At 59.1% G+C, this 16,232-nt stretch carries 18 protein-coding genes; 13 read left to right on the top strand and 5 right to left on the bottom strand.

The window, feature by feature from the left end; translation table 11 throughout:
- The first annotated feature begins 274 nt into the window (after window positions 1–274).
- On the top strand, window positions 275–1,186 hold the full coding sequence (gene rfbD, locus MRS74_RS13145; protein ID WP_254580750.1) for a dTDP-4-dehydrorhamnose reductase: 912 nt from the start codon (window positions 275–277) through the stop codon (window positions 1,184–1,186).
- A gap of 30 nt (window positions 1,187–1,216) precedes the next feature.
- Here rfbD and MRS74_RS13140 read toward each other — a convergent pair whose 3' ends face one another.
- Complete coding sequence (locus MRS74_RS13140; RefSeq protein WP_254580749.1) at window positions 1,217–1,594, bottom strand: SirB2 family protein; 378 nt, start codon at window positions 1,592–1,594, stop codon at window positions 1,217–1,219.
- Between the two features lie 190 nt (window positions 1,595–1,784).
- Between MRS74_RS13140 and moaB the strand changes: the two genes are divergently transcribed.
- The 6 genes from moaB to MRS74_RS13110 all read left to right on the top strand — a co-directional run bounded on the left by moaB (window position 1,785) and on the right by MRS74_RS13110 (window position 6,216).
- Complete coding sequence (moaB, locus tag MRS74_RS13135) at window positions 1,785–2,321, top strand: molybdenum cofactor biosynthesis protein B (protein ID WP_254580748.1); 537 nt, start codon at window positions 1,785–1,787, stop codon at window positions 2,319–2,321.
- Window positions 2,322–2,324: 3 nt separating this feature from the next.
- Window positions 2,325–3,548, top strand: a complete 1,224-nt coding sequence (locus MRS74_RS13130) for a molybdopterin molybdotransferase MoeA (protein WP_254580747.1) — start codon at window positions 2,325–2,327, stop codon at window positions 3,546–3,548.
- A gap of 74 nt (window positions 3,549–3,622) precedes the next feature.
- Window positions 3,623–4,747, top strand: coding sequence for a 1-acyl-sn-glycerol-3-phosphate acyltransferase (locus MRS74_RS13125; protein ID WP_254580746.1), 1,125 nt, complete (start codon window positions 3,623–3,625; stop codon window positions 4,745–4,747).
- Window positions 4,744–5,223, top strand: a complete 480-nt coding sequence (gene moaC, locus MRS74_RS13120; protein WP_254580745.1) for a cyclic pyranopterin monophosphate synthase MoaC — start codon at window positions 4,744–4,746, stop codon at window positions 5,221–5,223. Before MRS74_RS13125 ends, moaC begins: the two co-directional genes overlap by 4 nt.
- Window position 5,224: 1 nt before the next feature.
- Window positions 5,225–5,482 (top strand): molybdopterin converting factor subunit 1, encoded by a 258-nt coding sequence (gene moaD, locus MRS74_RS13115; RefSeq protein ID WP_254580744.1) that lies wholly within the window; start codon window positions 5,225–5,227, stop codon window positions 5,480–5,482.
- Between the two features lie 2 nt (window positions 5,483–5,484).
- A complete protein-coding gene (locus MRS74_RS13110) occupies window positions 5,485–6,216 on the top strand; it encodes a lysophospholipid acyltransferase family protein (protein WP_254580743.1) in 732 nt (243 codons plus the stop codon).
- Between the two features lie 88 nt (window positions 6,217–6,304).
- Here MRS74_RS13110 and fabB read toward each other — a convergent pair whose 3' ends face one another.
- From fabB to ispB, 3 genes are all read right to left on the bottom strand, one after another.
- Window positions 6,305–7,522: a beta-ketoacyl-ACP synthase I gene (fabB, locus tag MRS74_RS13105; RefSeq protein ID WP_254580742.1), complete on the bottom strand. Its 1,218-nt coding sequence runs from the start codon at window positions 7,520–7,522 to the stop codon at window positions 6,305–6,307.
- Window positions 7,523–7,836: 314 nt separating this feature from the next.
- Complete coding sequence (fabA, locus tag MRS74_RS13100; protein ID WP_254580741.1) at window positions 7,837–8,352, bottom strand: 3-hydroxyacyl-[acyl-carrier-protein] dehydratase FabA; 516 nt, start codon at window positions 8,350–8,352, stop codon at window positions 7,837–7,839.
- 188 nt (window positions 8,353–8,540) lie between these two features.
- Window positions 8,541–9,509 carry an octaprenyl diphosphate synthase gene (gene ispB / locus MRS74_RS13095; protein ID WP_254580740.1) on the bottom strand — a complete coding sequence of 323 codons (969 nt, stop codon included), beginning with the start codon at window positions 9,507–9,509 and terminating at the stop codon, window positions 8,541–8,543.
- Between the two features lie 291 nt (window positions 9,510–9,800).
- Between ispB and rplU the strand changes: the two genes are divergently transcribed.
- The 4 genes from rplU (at window position 9,801) to proB (ending at window position 12,968) form a co-directional block, all read left to right on the top strand.
- On the top strand, window positions 9,801–10,112 hold the full coding sequence (gene rplU / locus MRS74_RS13090) for a 50S ribosomal protein L21 (protein ID WP_020682619.1): 312 nt from the start codon (window positions 9,801–9,803) through the stop codon (window positions 10,110–10,112).
- 25 nt (window positions 10,113–10,137) lie between these two features.
- Window positions 10,138–10,395 (top strand): 50S ribosomal protein L27, encoded by a 258-nt coding sequence (gene rpmA, locus MRS74_RS13085; RefSeq protein WP_067290518.1) that lies wholly within the window; start codon window positions 10,138–10,140, stop codon window positions 10,393–10,395.
- Window positions 10,396–10,624: 229 nt separating this feature from the next.
- On the top strand, window positions 10,625–11,821 hold the full coding sequence (gene cgtA / locus MRS74_RS13080; protein WP_254580739.1) for an Obg family GTPase CgtA: 1,197 nt from the start codon (window positions 10,625–10,627) through the stop codon (window positions 11,819–11,821).
- Between the two features lie 22 nt (window positions 11,822–11,843).
- Window positions 11,844–12,968 carry a glutamate 5-kinase gene (gene proB, locus MRS74_RS13075; protein WP_254580738.1) on the top strand — a complete coding sequence of 375 codons (1,125 nt, stop codon included), beginning with the start codon at window positions 11,844–11,846 and terminating at the stop codon, window positions 12,966–12,968.
- Between the two features lie 201 nt (window positions 12,969–13,169).
- Here the strand turns inward: proB and rpsT are convergent, their stop codons facing one another.
- Window positions 13,170–13,448: a 30S ribosomal protein S20 gene (gene rpsT / locus MRS74_RS13070; protein ID WP_067296758.1), complete on the bottom strand. Its 279-nt coding sequence runs from the start codon at window positions 13,446–13,448 to the stop codon at window positions 13,170–13,172.
- Between the two features lie 242 nt (window positions 13,449–13,690).
- Here rpsT and murJ point away from each other — a divergent pair, with 242 nt between their 5' ends.
- Both murJ and ribF read left to right on the top strand, forming a co-directional pair.
- Window positions 13,691–15,184 (top strand): murein biosynthesis integral membrane protein MurJ, encoded by a 1,494-nt coding sequence (gene murJ / locus MRS74_RS13065; RefSeq protein ID WP_254580798.1) that lies wholly within the window; start codon window positions 13,691–13,693, stop codon window positions 15,182–15,184.
- 96 nt (window positions 15,185–15,280) lie between these two features.
- Window positions 15,281–16,207: a bifunctional riboflavin kinase/FAD synthetase gene (ribF, locus tag MRS74_RS13060; RefSeq protein ID WP_254580737.1), complete on the top strand. Its 927-nt coding sequence runs from the start codon at window positions 15,281–15,283 to the stop codon at window positions 16,205–16,207.
- Window positions 16,208–16,232: the final 25 nt, after the last annotated feature.

Below are 16,232 nucleotides of genomic sequence, written 5' to 3'. Positions count from 1 at the left end.
GTCAGAAAATAGCGACGAGCCTTCGGCTAGCATCTGAAGCTTAGCTGCATGGCAGCAACTGCGGGGGCAGGAAAGGTGGCATTTGCCGCCACTGGGCGCTCTGTCGCCCGGGTTACAGCCCTTGTGCGGCGCCAGATAGGTGGCTGGATATGGGCTTAAAGTACAGCGCTGCGGCTGTATTGTCGGACAGGGTTCTGTGGTAAGGTGAAATTCTTTCATCGCATTCGCGTATTTCTGAATTTCCTGCTCCCAGTGGAGGTTTGTACATCGCATTATGGCCAGTGATTACTTCAGTCGGCCGGCACGTATTCTGATAACGGGAGCTAATGGTCAGGTCGGGCGTGAGCTGGTTGGCCAGGCGGGCGCGGATGTCTTTTTCGATGTGATCGGTCTGACACGCAGGCAGCTGGATATCACTGATGCGGCGAAGGTCCGTCAGCAGCTCGAGCAGCACCAGCCTGACTATGTTATCAATTGTGCCGCCTTTAACCGGGCCGACGCTGCGCAAAAGCAGCGCGAGCACTGCATGCGTCTCAATGCCGAGGCGGTGCAGCAGCTGGCCATCGCCTGCGCCGAGCTGAATATCCCCATCATCCACCTTTCCACGGACTATGTTTTCGATGGTCACTACGCCAGCGGATACCGTGAAAACGATGCCGTGCGCCCGCTGGGCGTCTACGGCGAAAGCAAGTGGCTGGGTGAGGAAATGCTGCGCCGCGCCCATGCCCGGCATATCATTCTGCGCGTGAGCTGGGTCTTCAGTGGCAGCGGGCACAACTTCCTGATTCGTACGCTGGAACAGGCGCGCACCGAGGCCGAACTGGTCTCGGTGGATGATCGCCGTGGCTGCCCGACGGCGGCGGCCGATGTCGCCCGCGTGGTGCTGGCGATCGTCAAGCAGCTCAAGTGCGGCGCCGACGCCTGGGGCACCTACCATTACTGCGGCGCCGAGATCACCACCCGCTATGCCTTCAGCGAAGCCATCATTGCCACGGCGAGCCAGTACGAGGCGCTCAAGGTGGAACGGCTGCTGCCGGTTGCCAGCAAAAACTTCCCCACTGAGGCTGAGCGTCCCGCCAGCTCGGTGCTCAAATGCACCAAGCTTCTCAGTACTTTCGGTATTCGTCAGCGTCCCTGGCGTGGCGAACTGGTTTCCCTGGTACGCCAGCTGTACGAACGTTTCTGATCCTGTTTCCCAACCCTGCCTGCCTTGGTGTTAATGCCAGGGCGTTGGATCCCGCGTGACTGCAACCCAGGCGATATAGCCAAAGGTGACAAGTGCGGCAGCAAACGCCAGGCTGCGGCTGGTCTTGCTCCGGCCGCGCTTAAGGGCGATGATGCCGAGCACGATGTAGGCCACCAGGGCGAGCAGCTTGGCACTGAGCCAGTCATTCACGAACGGATATTGCTGCAACGTCAGGGCCAGGCCTGCGGCGCTGAGCAGCAGGACGGTATCCACCAGATGGGGTATGACGCGCATCGGTCGCCTGTTCTGCCAGCCAGAGCCGATCAGCATCCAGTAGCCGCGTAGCAGGAACAGCGAAATACTCAGGGTGACTGCAGCCAGGTGCAGGTGTTTCAGGATCATGTACATGGCAGTGAGGCTCTTTCCTTGTGGGTGACTCTGGGTTGATACGGGAATAGTTTTCTTTGTGTATCAGAGTGTTGGGCGCGCAGCGGCGCTCTTTGTGGCACGGACGCCATTGTTGCGCACAAGGGCGCGCCTGGCCAGCCCGGGTGCCTGCTGACAGAGATTCAGTTTTAACAATATTCAGGAGACTTTTATGGGACGTTGCAGCGACGACGCAGATTTTGTTGCACTTAACATTGCTGTTCTGACCGTATCCGATACCCGCACGCTGGAGACGGATACCTCGGGACAGACGCTGGTGGATCGGCTGGAGGCGGTCGGGCATAAGCTGCAGGCGCGGACCATCGTCAAGGATGATGTCTATCAGCTGCGGGCCCAGGTCTCCGCCTGGATTGCCGACCCCAGCATCCATGTGGTGCTGAGCACCGGCGGTACCGGTTTTTCACATCGCGACTCGACGCCAGAGGCGCTGCAGCCGCTGTTCGACAAGCAGATCGAGGGCTTTGGCGAGCTGTTTCGCAGTCTGTCATTTGAGGAAATCGGCACCTCGACCATCCAGTCCCGCGCAGTGGCAGGCCTGGCCAATGGCACAGTGATTTTTTGCCTGCCAGGGTCTACTGGTGCCTGTCGTACCGGCTGGGATCGCATTATTGCCGAGCAGCTCGACAAGCGGCATCGGCCGTGCAATTTCGTCGATATGCTGATGCGTCACGCACAGGAACAGGTATAGGGCATGCAGGGCTGTGATACTGCGCCTGACGCAAAGCCGGGCCTGATGCCGGTAGAAGAGGCCATTGAAGCGCTGCTGGCGGATGTCCAGCCCATTACAGACGCAGAGCGGCTGCCACTGATGGATGCCGTGGGGCGGGTGCTGGCAGAGGACGTTTTTGCGGCGGTGGATGTACCGCCGGCGGCCAACAGCGCCATGGATGGCTATGCCTGCTTTCATGGCGATGCCGCGAAGGCGGGGCTGCGTATCAGTCAGCGCATTCCGGCAGGTTCCGCGCCTGCACCGCTGGAGCCTGGCACCGTAGCGCGCATTTTCACCGGTGCCGAAATTCCGCAGGGTGCAGACACTGTGGTGATGCAGGAGCAGGCCGAGCTTGTGGATGGCCAGGTGCGTTTCAGCGTGCAGCCGGAGGCGGGCGACAATGTGCGCCCGCGCGGCCAGGATATAGCCGCAGGTGCTGTGGTGGTCGCGGCGGGAACGCGCCTGCAGCCGGCGGATCTGGGTGTTCTGGCGTCTACCGGCGTTGCCCAGGTGGCAGTAACGCGTCCCTTGCGGGTGGCTTTGCTGTGTACCGGCGACGAGCTGGTGGAGCCCGGTGCTGCACTCAAGCCTGGGCAGATTTACAACTCCAACCGCTACCTGCTGGCCGGCCTGCTGCACAAGCTTGGCATTCAGGTGCTGGATCTGGGACGCGTGGCCGATAGTGCCGACGCGACCCGTGCGGCCCTGACAAAGGCTGCAAGTCAGGCGGATTGCATTATCAGCACCGGCGGAGTTTCAGTCGGTGATGAAGATCACGTCAAGGCGGCGGTCGAATCCCTTGGTGAGCTGCGTTTGTGGCGCCTGCGTATCAAGCCTGGCAAGCCACTGGCGTATGGCCGGGTGGGGGCGGTGCCCTTTTTCGGTTTGCCCGGTAATCCTGCGTCGGCGCTGGTGACTTTCTGCCTGCTGGCCAGGCCTTATCTGCTGCGCCTGCAGGGGGCTCTTGTTGAGCCGCCGTTGATGCTGCAGGTGCCGGCGGGCTTTGCGCGCCCCCGTCCCGGCGGGCGCCAGGAGTATCTGCGTTCGCGGCTTGAAGCCGGGCGTGCCTGTCCTTTTGTGAATCAGAGCTCGGGTGTGCTGTCGTCTGCCAGCTGGGCACAGGGGCTGGTGGTTGTGCCGCCGGAGACGCCGATTGCCGAGGGTGATCTGGTGGGCTTTATCCCGTTCTCGGAGCTACTGGGCTGAGGGCGCTGCAAAAGCCTCCTCCAGCGGGTAAAATAGCGCCCAGCTGAACCCAATCACGATAATTAGAGAGCACCATGAGCGACGACATTACCGCGCTGCAGGATCCGTTCAAAGAGATCCGTCCGTACCGCGACACCGAAGTGGCAGAGGTGCTCAACCGGTTGTTGTATAACGAAGAATTTATCCGGGTTGTGACCCGTTATCAGTTTCCACGCATGGCCGGAGCCTTTGGCTGGCTGTTGCGCCCGCTGGTGCGCATGGCGCTGGCGCGGGAAGTTGGCGATATCGAAACGATCCGTGGCTTTCAGGAGCGGGTGGCGCTGTACATGCAGAAAATGATTGCCCGCAGCACAACCCGCCTGACCTGCTCGGGTATTGAGCGGCTGGATCCCGACGAGGCCTACCTGTTTATCTCCAATCACCGCGATATAGCGCTGGACCCCGCGTTCGTGAACTGGGTGCTGTACAAGGCCGGCATGAACACGGCGCGCATCGCCATTGGTGACAATCTGCTGCGCAAGGGGTACGTGTCGGACCTGATGCGCCTCAACAAGAGCTTTATCGTCAATCGCTCGGCCCGTGGTCGGGAGATGATGACGGCGCTGAACCAGTTGTCGAGCTATATCGATCACAGTATTAATGAAGGCGCTTCCATCTGGATTGCGCAGCGGGAAGGGCGCGCCAAGGACGGTAACGATCGCACCGACCCCGCCATTCTGAAGATGTTCTACATGTCACAGCGCAAGCAGCGCTCCTTTGGTGAGGCGATTACCCGGCTGAATCTGGTGCCGGTGTCGATTTCCTACGAATACGATCCCTGCGATAGCGCCAAGGCGCGGGAGCTGCATGCGCGGGCCAGCGATGGCTGCTATGCCAAGGGTCAGTACGAAGATCTGGACAGTATCGTCAAGGGCATCACGGGCCTCAAGGGCGAGGTACATGTCGCCTTTGGTGAGCCTGTTCAGGGTGACTTTGAGTCCCCTGAAGCGCTGGCCGCCGTGATCGATCGGGAAATTATCGCGAATTATCAGCTGCACTCGTCCAACCGGATCGCTGCGGGCGATACGGCTGAGGTCACGGACGAGCAGCGCTCGGCTTTCCAGCAGCGGCTCGATGAGCTTGAGCCAGGTGCGCAGGACATCATGCGCCAGATGTATGCCAACCCGCTGATCAACAAGCGCAATCTGGAGGCGTCATGAGCAAGCTTACGCACCTGGATGACCAGGGCCACGCCCATATGGTGGATGTATCTGCCAAGGATGTAACCTACCGTGAAGCTGTGGCAAAGGCCTATATCGAAATGCTGCCGCAAACGCTGCAGCTGATTATCGGCGGCGGTCACAAGAAGGGCGATGTACTGGCGGTGGCTCGCATTGCCGGCATCCAGGCCGCCAAACGAACCTGGGAACTGATTCCGCTGTGTCATCCGCTGATGCTGAGCAAGGTGGCGGTGGATCTGGTACCGGTGCCGGAACATAACCGTATCGAAATTACCGCTACCTGCAAGCTCTCCGGGCAGACCGGAGTGGAGATGGAAGCGCTCACGGCCGCCAGTGTCGCCGCACTTACGCTCTATGACATGTGCAAGGCGGTTGATCGCGGCATGATCATCTCGGGTGTGCGGGTGATGGAAAAGAAGGGCGGCAAGAGCGGGCACTGGAAGGTAGAGGAATAAGATGAAATTGCAGTTGGTTTATTTTGCCCGCGTGCGGGAGCAGCTTGGCCTGGATGTCGAAGAGCTGCAGTGTCCTGCTGAGCTCTGTCGCGTCGATCAGCTGATCGACTATCTGGTGGCCGAGCGTGGCGAGCGCTGGCAGGCGGTGCTCAAGGCGCCAAATCTGCTGGTGGCGGTTAATCAGGAAATGGTCAGTCTATCGGCCTCTCTCGCGGATGGCGATGAAGTCGCTTTTTTCCCGCCGGTCACAGGAGGCTGATGATGCCTAGAGCGACACCGCTGCATTATCTGCGGGCGACCCTGTTCTATGCCGGCTTTTACCCGGTCACCATTTTGTACTCGTCGTTCTGCCTGCTGGTGGGCTGGGCGCTGCCCTTTCGCCCCCGCTTCAAGCTGTTTACGGTGCTGAACTACTTCTACATGATCTGGCTGCGCATTTGCTGTGGCGTGCGCTTCGAGGTGTCGGGGCTGGAGAATCTGCCCCGCAGCGGCGCCTATGTAGTGGTCGCCAATCACCAGAGTGAATGGGAAACCCTGTACTTTCAGACGCTGGTACGCCCCCAGTCGGTGGTATTGAAGCAGGAGCTGCTCAAACTGCCCTTTTTCGGCTGGGCGCTCGCCATGCTGCAACCCATTGCGCTGGATCGCAGTCAGCGCCGCGGTGCCTTGAAACAGCTGCTCACGCAGGGGCGTGACCGTCTGTCGCAGCAGGTTCCGGTGCTGATATTTCCCCAGGGAACCCGGGTCAAGGTGGGTGAGATGGGGCGATTCAACAAGGGCGGTGCCATGCTTGCCGTCGACAGTCAGGTGCCGGTGGTGCCCATAGTGCACAATGCGGGTCTTTATTGGCCGGGCAAGAGCTTCGTGAAGTTTCCGGGTACGGTGCAGGTACGTATAGGTGCGCCCCTGACAACGGTGGAGCGTACCGTCGATGACGTGCACCGCGAATCGGTAGACTGGATCGAGCAGGAAATGCGCGAAATCGGTGCCTGATATTTTTGCCGGCAGGGATAACTTCCGTGCCGTTAAAGCACAAAAAAAGCCGCTAAAAAGCGGCTTTTTCGTGGCTGAGTATTGAGGCTCAGCCTTTGTATTTCTGGAAGACCAGTGTGGAGTTGGTGCCGCCAAAGCCGAAGCTGTTGGACATCACGCGTTCCAGATTGGCATTGTCGATACGCGTGGTGGCGATCGGCAGGCCTTCGGCTTCCGGGTCGAGCTGTTCGATGTTGGCGGATGCGCAAACGAAGTTGTTTTCCTGCATCAGCAGGCAGTAAATCGCCTCCTGTACGCCGGTGGCTCCGAGAGAGTGGCCGGTCAGCGACTTGGTGGAGCTGACGGCCGGCATCTTGTCGCCGAACGCCATCTTCATTGCCTTCAATTCCTGGATATCACCGGCCGGTGTGGAGGTGCCGTGGGAATTGATGTAGTCAATCGGGCCGTCAACCGTAGCCATCGCCTGCTGCATGCAGCGCAGGGCGCCTTCGCCGGACGGTGCAACCATGTCGTAGCCGTCGGAGGTTGCGCCGTAGCCAACCAGTTCGGCGTAGATCTTGGCGCCGCGAGCCTTGGCGTGCTCGAGGTCTTCGAGTACCAGCATGCCGGCGCCGCCAGAGATGACGAAACCGTCACGGTTGGCGTCGTAGGCGCGGGAGGCTTTTTCCGGCGTGTCGTTGTATTTGCTGGACAGTGCGCCCATGGCATCAAACATCACACTCAGGGACCAGTGCAGTTCTTCACCGCCACCGGCAAAGACCACGTCCTGTTTGCCCAGCTGGATCTGCTCCATGGCGTTACCGATGCAGTGCGCGCTGGTGGCGCAGGCAGAGGTAATGGAGTAGTTCACGCCCTTGATCTTGAAGGGAGTGGCCAGACAGGCGGATACGGTGCTGCCCATAGTGCGGGTGACACGGTAGGGACCGACGCGACGGACGCCCTTGGTGCGAAGAATGTCCGCGGTTTCAACGATATCGGCGGATGAAGCGCCACCGGAGCCGGCGATAAGGCCGGTACGTACGTTGGAAACCTGATCTTCGCTCAGACCTGAATCCTTCACGGCCTGGTCCATGGCCAGGTACGCGTAGGCGGCCGCATTGCCCATGAAGCGGAGCAGTTTGCGGTCGATAAGGGATTCAAGGTCAAGGTCGATACTGCCGGCAACCTGGCTGCGAAAGCCGAGCTCCTTGTATTCTTCCTGGAATTTGATACCGGAACGTCCTTCTTGAAGGGCGCTGAGGACGGAATCTTTGTCGGTGCCCAGACAGGACACAATCCCCATACCTGTAACAACGACACGACGCATGTGAGGCCTCTTGTGTTTCACTAAGGTAATGTTCTTTGCGGATATACAGACCGCCTATTCTCCGATAAAGCGCCCCTGAAGGCTACCTGAATTAGGTTTTATCGGGAATGGGCGGGGCGCAGGCCTGTGGCCGGCAGCCCCGGGCGCCTGCTTGGGAGGCTGTTTGACAATACTCAACCTACTGCGAACCACCTGAGTTTGGCTGTTTTTTGTGCTGTTTTTCGTTAAATAGAACCACTATTCGTCTTAAAACATCTAAAAAAACAACTCAAATCAGATGGCTCTCGCTACGGCCAGCATTATCGTACAGCCTTCTAAAAGTTGTCGGTGGTGGTGAACAGGCCGACGCGCAGATCCTTGGCGGTATAGATTTCGCGACCGTCAACAAACACGGATCCGTCGGCGATACCCATGACCAGTTTGCGCTCGATTACACGCTTGAGGTGAATGTGGTAGGTCACCTTTTTGGCGGTCGGCAGAACCTGGCCGGTGAATTTCACTTCACCTGAGCCCAGCGCGCGGCCGCGGCCCTGGTTGCCACGCCAGCCGAGGAAGAATCCAACCAGCTGCCACATGGCATCCAGGCCCAGGCAGCCCGGCATGACAGGGTCGCCAGGGAAGTGGCACTGGAAGAACCAGAGGTCCGGATTGATGTCGAGCTCGGCAATGATTTCGCCTTTGCCAAAGAGGCCGCCTTCCGATGAGATATTAACGACTCGGTCCATCATCAGCATGTTGTCGACCGGCAGCTGGGCATTGCCCGGGCCGAACATTTCGCCGTGGCCGCAGCTCAGCAGGTCTTTACGATCGAAAGAAGAAGCTTTTGTCATATGGGAAAGTCTTATAGGTTTCAGCTAAAAATATCCGCCGATTATAGCGGGTCGGACGCCCTGAAGCACTGTTTGGGCTTGTTTCTGCCGGGATGGCGCCGTGGTGGGCGCGATCAGACCCGGCAGTGGCGCTGTCAGGATGCCCGATACTCCTGTGTTTCAGGCGCTCGGATCCTGCCTTGCGGGTGTCAGTGAGTGCGGTCGACCGCGATCTCGGCCAGCTGCGCCAAGGTATCCTTGAAAGAGCTGGCGGGCAGTGCTGCGAGCGCTTCGCAGGCGCTTGCGGCGGCGCGCTGTGCTGCGGCGCGGGTGTAGTCGATGGCGCCAGTGCGCTGCACTATATCCAGAATCGGCTGCAGGTCGTCCAGGCCGCCCTTGCGAATGCACTGGCGAATCAGCTGGCGCTCTTCAGCGGTGCCGGCTTTCATGGCCTGTATCAGAGGCAGGGTGGGTTTGCCTTCGGCCAGATCGTCGCCGACATTCTTGCCCATTTCCTCGGCGCTGGAGAGGTAGTCCATCAGGTCATCGACCAGCTGAAAGGCGATCCCCAGGTGGCGGCCGTAAAGCCTCAGCGCATCGCGCTCGGCGGTCGATGCCGCGGCGAGGATGGCGCCGGTTTCGGTCGCGGCCTCGAACAGGGTGGCCGTTTTGCCGATAATGACCTGCATGTAGGCGTCTTCGGTGGTATCCGGATTCTTGCAGTTCAACAACTGCAGTACTTCACCTTCGGCAATGACGTTGGTGGCATTGGAAATGACATGCATGATGTCCATGTTGCCGATTTCGACCATCACCTGAAATGCGCGGCTGTAAAGAAAGTCGCCGACCAGTACGCTGGGTGCATTGCCCCAGCGGGCGTTGGCGGTATCCTTGCCGCGGCGCAGATCCGAGTTGTCGACCACATCATCGTGCAGCAGGGTAGCGGTATGGATGAATTCGACAATGGCCGCCAGCGGAATATGCTGCTGACCCTGGTAACCACAGGCGTTGGCGCTCAGCAATACGAGCAGCGGACGCAGGCGCTTGCCACCACTCTCAACTATATAGTGGCCAATCTTCTCAACCAGCGGCACCGTGGAGCCCAGGTGGTTGAGAATGTAGTCATTAACGGCTTCGAACTGCGGCTCGATCGCCGGATTTAGCTGATGTGGCTGCATGTGGGGAGGGTCGTCGGCTGTACGAATGGTAAGCGCGCATGCTAGGGGGTGCCTGCAAGGGTGTCAAGAAAGTGCCAGTCGAATGGCCTCGGACAGCCTCCTTGGTCGGCCCAGGTAACCCTTTGCTGGCGGGGTTTGTAATTCGCTGTCGTCTGGCTTGAGTTGGGGGCGTCTTTACTATAGAATCCCCCGCCCTGAGCTCATCCAAATTTGCTCCCTATCATAGGGTTCCACCCTTAGAAGTAGGTTGTTATTCAACAGTAGCCGGATGGGCATGACCTGGAGAGAGAAATGTACGCAGTAATCGTTAGCGGTGGTAAGCAGTACCGCGTTCAGGAAGGACAGACTGTACGGCTCGAAAAGCTGCCGGCAGAGCTGGGTTCCAGCGTAGAATTTGACCGTGTGCTGCTCGTTGGCGCCGGTGATGACATCAAGATCGGTGCGCCGGTTGTTGATGGTGCCAAGGTAACTGCTGAAGTTGTTGAGCACGGCCGTGGCAAGAAAGTGACCATCCTGAAGTTCAAGCGTCGTAAGCACCACATGAAGCGTCAGGGTCATCGTCAGTCGTTCACTGAAGTGAAGATCACTGGCATCAGTGCTTAACGCAATCCAGATCAGGAGATAGAAAATGGCTCATAAGAAAGCTGGTGGCTCGACTCGTAACGGTCGCGACTCAGAATCGAAACGCCTTGGTGTGAAGCGCTACGGTGGTCAGGTTGTTGCTGCAGGCAACATCCTGGTTCGTCAGCGTGGCACCAAGTTCCACGCCGGCACCAATGTTGGTCTGGGCAAGGATCACACTCTGTTCGCGAAAGCGGATGGCGTAGTTAAATTTGAAATCAAAGGCGAAAAGAAGCGTAAGTACATCAGTATCGTACCTGCCTGAAGCGCATTTTGATGTTCGAAAAAGCTCCGCCTGTGCGGGGCTTTTTTCGTATAGGGCTGTGATTTACTGTTTTTGCATGTGCAAAGCGGCGGTTGCATCATTCATGGTGGCGCCGAAGTGTCGGGTCAGTTATGGCTCGCGGTTGTGTGCGGTGTTCTGTGGGTGAGGCTATTCGGGCAGTGTTCGCGCTATATTCAGTGCAGGATCCTGACCCGTCGGGGAGGTTGTAATGAAGTTTGTCGATGAAGCGTTGATCTCGGTGGAAGCCGGAAAAGGTGGTAACGGCTGCATGAGTTTCCGGCGCGAGAAATACGTTGCCAAAGGCGGACCCGACGGTGGTGACGGTGGTGACGGTGGCTCGGTATTTGTCGAGGCGGATAGCGGCCTGAATACACTGATCGATTTTCGTTTTACGCGCCACTACAAGGCGCAGAACGGTCAGAATGGCATGACTCGCCAGTGCACCGGGGCCAAGGGCGAGGATCTGGTGCTGAAGCTGCCGGTGGGAACCACCGTGGTCGATCAGGATACCGGCGAAGTGCTGGCGGATCTGACGGTTGAGGGGCAGGTTGAGAAGGTGGCGCAGGCGGGCTTTCATGGTCTGGGTAATATTCGCTACAAGAGTTCAATCAACCGGGCGCCGCGTCAGACCAGTAATGGTTCCCCCGGCGAAGCGCGTAACCTGAAGCTGGAGCTCAAGGTGCTGGCGGATGTGGGTCTGCTGGGCTTGCCAAATGCGGGCAAGTCGACCTTTATTCGTTCTGTGTCTGCCGCCAAGCCGAAAGTGGCCAACTATCCCTTCACGACCCTGGTGCCGAATCTGGGTGTGGTGCGTACCGAGAGTCATCGTAGCTTCGTGATTGCCGATATTCCTGGCATTATCGAAGGTGCGGCGGAAGGCACGGGTCTGGGTATCCGCTTCCTGCGCCATCTGGCGCGTAACCGCCTGTTGCTGCATCTGGTGGATATGGCGCCCTGGGATGAGCAGAGTGCTGCGCAGTCGGCCTGTGTGGCGGTTGCCGAGCTGAAAAAATTCAGCGAGACGCTGGAAGCTCAGCCGCGCTGGCTGGTGCTGAACAAGCTGGATCTGGTGCCTGAGGAAGAGCAGGAAGAGCGCTGTCAGGCGGTGGTTGATGCGCTGGGCTGGGAAGGTCCTGTGTATCGTATCTCGGCGCTGAACAAGGAAGGCGTGCAGGTTCTGGTCAAGGATATTCAGGGCTTTCTTGATCAGCGTGCGCTGGAAATCCAGCAGGATCCGGACTTGCTCGATGTTGAGCGTGATACCCGTCTGCAGATTGATGCCGAGGCGCGCGAGTGTGTCGAGGCTATGCGTATGGCTATCCGGGCGCGGCGCACGGGCGAGGATGATGACTGGGATGATTTCGACGATGACGAGTTCGACGTTGATGTCGAATGGGCTCGCTAGTAATTAGTTAGAGGATTCACGGGTGTCCACGGGTAGGAACAGGCTGAAAACGGGCGGGCGCTGGGTCGTAAAGATCGGTAGCGCGCTGCTGACCAATGATGGTCGCGGGCTTGATCAGGAGGCGATTTCTCGCTGGGTTGATCAGTTGGCCGCTCTGCGTACTGCAGGCATGGAAATATTGCTGGTGTCCTCGGGTGCGGTTGCTGAGGGTATGTCGCGCCTGGGCTGGTCGAGTCGCCCGCACGAGATGTACCGTTTGCAGGCGGCGGCGGCCATTGGCCAGATGGGGCTGGTGCAGGCCTATGAGGCCAATTTTCAGCGCCACGGCACTCATACGGCGCAGATTCTGCTGACGCATGAAGATCTGTCCAACCGGCGGCGTTATCTCAATGCCCGCGCGGCCCTGGGCGAGCTGATTCGTCTGGGGGTGGTGCCGGTAGTGAATGAGAATGATACCGTCGTCACCGATGAGATTCGCTTTGGTGACAACGATACTCTGGGTGCTCTGGTGGCCAATCTGATCGAGGCGGATGGGTTGATTTTGCTGACTGATCAGTTGGGGTTGTTCGAGGCTGATCCGCGCTCCAATCCCGATGCGGCCTTTGTCTCCGAGGCGCGGGCAGAAGATGATGCGCTGATCGCCATGGCCGGTGGTGGTGGCAAGCTGGGGCGCGGTGGTATGGCGACCAAGGTGCGCGCTGCGCGTCTGGCGGCACGCAGTGGTGCCGTGACAGTCATCGCCAGTGGTCGTGAGCCGGATGTGCTGCTAAGACTCAAGGCGGGTGATGCGGTGGGTACCTTGCTGGTGCCTGAGCGCAGCCCTGAAGCTGCCCGCAAGCAGTGGATTGCAGGGCACCTGCAGGCGCGTGGCACTCTGGTGCTGGATGCGGGTGCTGTGGCGGCGTTGCGCGAGCGTGGCAAAAGCCTGTTGCCGGCCGGTGTGCGCGATCTTTCCGGGAATTTCTCGCGCGGCGAGATGGTCGTGCTGCAGGATGAGCAGGGGCGGATCATCGCGCGCGGACTGGCGAATTACGGCGCTGAGGATACGCGCAAGTTGATCGGCAAGCCAAGCTCAATGATCGAGTCGTTGCTCGGTTACATGGGTGAGGTGGAGCTGGTGCATCGGGACAACCTGGCGCTGGCCTGATCTGATCGGGCAGGTTCGTGGGCGTGCTGGCCTTAAAGGGTGGTGTTCGCATTGGTTTTTCGTTTTAACGGAAGGCCAATGATGAAGTATCCATGCTTCATGTATTGTTATTGTAATATTGCGATCACTGTAGTGCAGACATAAAAAAACCGGCCGAGGCCGGTTTTTTTATTGGCAGGGCTTTGTGGGCCCTGCGCTACATCAGGCGGCTGGTGTTTCGCCCAGTGCCTTGATGCGTGCGTTCAGGCGGCTCTTGGTGCGAGCGATCTGGTTCTTGTTGAACAGACCCTTGTTTACAGAGCCGTCCATGATCGGCTGGGCGGTTTTGAACGCGCCTTCAGCTGTGGCCTTGTCGCCACTATCGATCGCTTTAACGACTTTCTTGATGTAAGTACGCACCATGGAGCGCAGGCTAGCGTTATGCTGGCGACGCTTCTCCGACTGGCGAGCGCGTTTACGAGATCCTGCGGAATTTGCCACAGTCCGGCTCCTTCAAAGTTGTTTGGAAAATCATCGGCAGTAAACGCCGAAAATTGAGACGCGAGATTATTCCTGTTTGACGTGAGACTGTCAATAAAGTAGCGGAATTATTATCTACGACGCAGTAAGATGCAGCGCATTGTACAGCGCCTTGCAGCTTGGGGATAGGGATCGTGGCAGACGAGGGTAGAGAAACCAGAAAGAGTGCGGGCCTGTTGCGCTCCAGCGGTCTGGTTGGGTTGATGACGTTGCTGTCGCGCATCCTGGGGCTGGTGCGTGATGTGGTGGTGGCGAGTCATTTTGGGGCCTCCGGCAGTGCCGACGCCTTTTTCGTTGCTTTCAAGATTCCCAATTTTCTGCGCAGGCTCTTTGCCGAGGGGGCCTTTTCCCAGGCCTTTGTCCCCGTGCTGTCTGAATACCGTACTCAGCGCACGCTGTTTGATGTGCAGCTACTGGTGGCTCGGGTGGCGGGCAGTCTGGGGTCGGTACTGATCTGCATTACGGTGCTGTCGGTGGTGGCGGCACCGGTGCTGACGGCGATTTTTGCGCCTGGTTTCTACATGCACGACAGCGAGCGCTATGAGCTGGCGTCTGAGATGCTGCGCATTACCTTCCCGTACCTGGGGTTGATCTCCATGACGGCCTTTGCCGGGGCCATTCTCAACAGCTATGAGCGCTTCGCGGTGCCGGCCTTTACGCCGGTGCTGCTGAACCTGTGCCTGATCGGTGCCACGCTGCTGTTCAGTGAATGGTTTGAGCGGCCGGTTTTTGCGCTGGCCTGGGGCGTACTGGTGGCGGGCTTCGTACAGCTGGCGTTTCAGCTGCCTTTTTTGTGGCGTATTCGCTTGCTGCCGGGCCCGGTGGTGGATTTCAGTCACCCGGGAGTGAAGAAGATCATGACGCTGATGCTGCCGGCGCTGTTTGGGGTCTCTGTGGCGCAGGTCAACCTGTTGCTGGATACGGTGCTGGCGTCCTTTCTGCAGGCGGGCAGTGTGTCCTGGCTGTATTACTCGGATCGCCTGTCCGAGCTGCCGCTGGGGGTGTTTGGCATTGCCATTGCGACGGTGATACTGCCGGCGTTGTCGCGCAAGCATGCGGAAAAGTCACTGGATCAGTTCTCCCAAACGCTGGACTGGGCACTGCGCATGGTACTGCTGATCGGTCTGCCGGCGGCGCTGGCGCTGGTCTTGCTGGCAGAGCCCTTGCTGATCACCCTGTTTCACTACGGTGCCCTGACCGAGCGTGATGTCGATATGGCATCGGGTAGCCTGCAGGCTTATGGCTGCGGCGTGCTGGCGTTCATGCTGATCAAGGTGTTGGCGCCGGGCTTTTTCGCGCGGCAGGATACCCGCACGCCGGTGCGCATCGCGGTGATCGCGATGGCGGTCAATATGGTGCTGAACCTGATACTGATCTGGCCGCTGGCCCATGTCGGACTGGCGCTGGCCACGACGCTGGCGGCGTTTCTCAATGCGGGCCTGCTGCTGCGTGGCCTGCTGCGCGAAGGTGTATTCCAGTGGCAGCCGGGCTGGGGGCTCTGGCTGCTGCGCCTGGGCTCTGCCAACCTGGTGATGGTCGCGCTGTTGCTCTATCTCAGTCCTGCGGTGGTGCAGTGGTTCGACTGGGGGCTGATGGATCGCGCCTGGCAGATGTCGTTGCTGGTGCTGCTGGGGGCGGGGGCCTATGCCGCCGTGCTGCTGCTCTCGGGCTTGCGTCTGCGTCATCTGCGGGCCTGATGGCCTTGTTATAGCTTCTTGTAGCGCTGCGGTACTCGTTGCGCTGCATCTGCGTTATAATTCTGCGGTTTATTTACAGACTGTGGCTAGCGTTTGATGGAATTGATCCGGGGACTACATAATCTGCGCGACAAGCATCGAGTGTGCGTAGCGACCATCGGCAATTTCGATGGCGTGCACCTCGGGCATGTCAAGGTGCTGGAACAGGTAAAGGCCAAGGGGCGCGAACTGGGTTTGCCTACCGTGGCCATTATCTTCGAGCCGCAGCCGCGTGAGTTTTTTGCAGGCCAGGATGCACCGCCGCGCCTGACGCGGTTTGATGAAAAAGTACGCCTGCTGCGTGATCAGGGGCTCGATCGGGTACTGTGCCTGACCTTCAATGACCGGCTGCGCAGCTTGCCGGCCGCGAGTTTCATCGAAGCCCTGTTGCTGGAAGGGCTGGCGGTGCGCCACTTTGTGGTGGGCGATGATTTTCGCTTTGGCTGCGACCGGGCCGGCGACTACGCCATGTTGCGTGCAGTGGGGGCGACCCAGGGCTTCTCGGTTGAACACACCACTACCTGTCTGGTCGACGGCGAACGTGTCAGCAGCACCCGGGTGCGCCAGGCGTTAACGGTGAATGATCTGGACTTGGCCGAACGGTTGCTGGGGCGGCGCTATCGCATCAGCGGTCGGGTCATGCTGGGACAGCAGCTGGGCAGAACTCTGGGTGTACCGACGGCGAACGTGCGCATGCACCGTTTTGCCGCGCCGCTGCGGGGTGTCTATGCCGTGCGAGCACAGCTGGACGATGGTCGCCTGATTCCGGGGGTGGCCAATATTGGCATGCGCCCGACCGTCAACGGCACTCAGCCTGTGCTGGAAACGCACCTGTTTGATTTTAAAGGTGATCTTTATGGTCAGTTGCTCAGCGTTGAATTTGCTGCCTTCATCCGTGAAGAGCGCAAGTTCGATGGCCTGGAGCAGCTGAAACAGCAGATTTTCAACGATATTGATGTGGCCCGGGCGCTATTGGCCTGTTAAGACCCATAACCTCAAAGCGACATGA

It is taken from the genome of Marinobacterium sedimentorum (genome assembly GCF_024267675.1).
GTDB lineage: Bacteria > Pseudomonadota > Gammaproteobacteria > Pseudomonadales > Balneatricaceae > Marinobacterium_A > Marinobacterium_A sedimentorum.
Note: the sequence above shows the minus strand (reverse complement) of the source record. Positions and strands in the feature narration are given on the sequence as shown.

Bases quoted from the DNA above. Each gene is read 5' to 3' on its own strand.
- rfbD (WP_254580750.1), top strand. From the start codon at position 275: ATGGCCAGTGATTACTTCAGTCGGCCGGCACGTATTCTGATAACGGGA.
- MRS74_RS13140 (WP_254580749.1), bottom strand. From the start codon at position 1,594: ATGTACATGATCCTGAAACACCTGCACCTGGCTGCAGTCACCCTGAGT.
- moaB (WP_254580748.1), top strand. From the start codon at position 1,785: ATGGGACGTTGCAGCGACGACGCAGATTTTGTTGCACTTAACATTGCT.
- MRS74_RS13130 (WP_254580747.1), top strand. From the start codon at position 2,325: ATGCAGGGCTGTGATACTGCGCCTGACGCAAAGCCGGGCCTGATGCCG.
- MRS74_RS13125 (WP_254580746.1), top strand. From the start codon at position 3,623: ATGAGCGACGACATTACCGCGCTGCAGGATCCGTTCAAAGAGATCCGT.
- moaC (WP_254580745.1), top strand. From the start codon at position 4,744: ATGAGCAAGCTTACGCACCTGGATGACCAGGGCCACGCCCATATGGTG.
- moaD (WP_254580744.1), top strand. From the start codon at position 5,225: ATGAAATTGCAGTTGGTTTATTTTGCCCGCGTGCGGGAGCAGCTTGGC.
- MRS74_RS13110 (WP_254580743.1), top strand. From the start codon at position 5,485: ATGCCTAGAGCGACACCGCTGCATTATCTGCGGGCGACCCTGTTCTAT.
- fabB (WP_254580742.1), bottom strand. From the start codon at position 7,522: ATGCGTCGTGTCGTTGTTACAGGTATGGGGATTGTGTCCTGTCTGGGC.
- fabA (WP_254580741.1), bottom strand. From the start codon at position 8,352: ATGACAAAAGCTTCTTCTTTCGATCGTAAAGACCTGCTGAGCTGCGGC.
- ispB (WP_254580740.1), bottom strand. From the start codon at position 9,509: ATGCAGCCACATCAGCTAAATCCGGCGATCGAGCCGCAGTTCGAAGCC.
- rplU (WP_020682619.1), top strand. From the start codon at position 9,801: ATGTACGCAGTAATCGTTAGCGGTGGTAAGCAGTACCGCGTTCAGGAA.
- rpmA (WP_067290518.1), top strand. From the start codon at position 10,138: ATGGCTCATAAGAAAGCTGGTGGCTCGACTCGTAACGGTCGCGACTCA.
- cgtA (WP_254580739.1), top strand. From the start codon at position 10,625: ATGAAGTTTGTCGATGAAGCGTTGATCTCGGTGGAAGCCGGAAAAGGT.
- murJ (WP_254580798.1), top strand. From the start codon at position 13,691: ATGACGTTGCTGTCGCGCATCCTGGGGCTGGTGCGTGATGTGGTGGTG.
- ribF (WP_254580737.1), top strand. From the start codon at position 15,281: ATGGAATTGATCCGGGGACTACATAATCTGCGCGACAAGCATCGAGTG.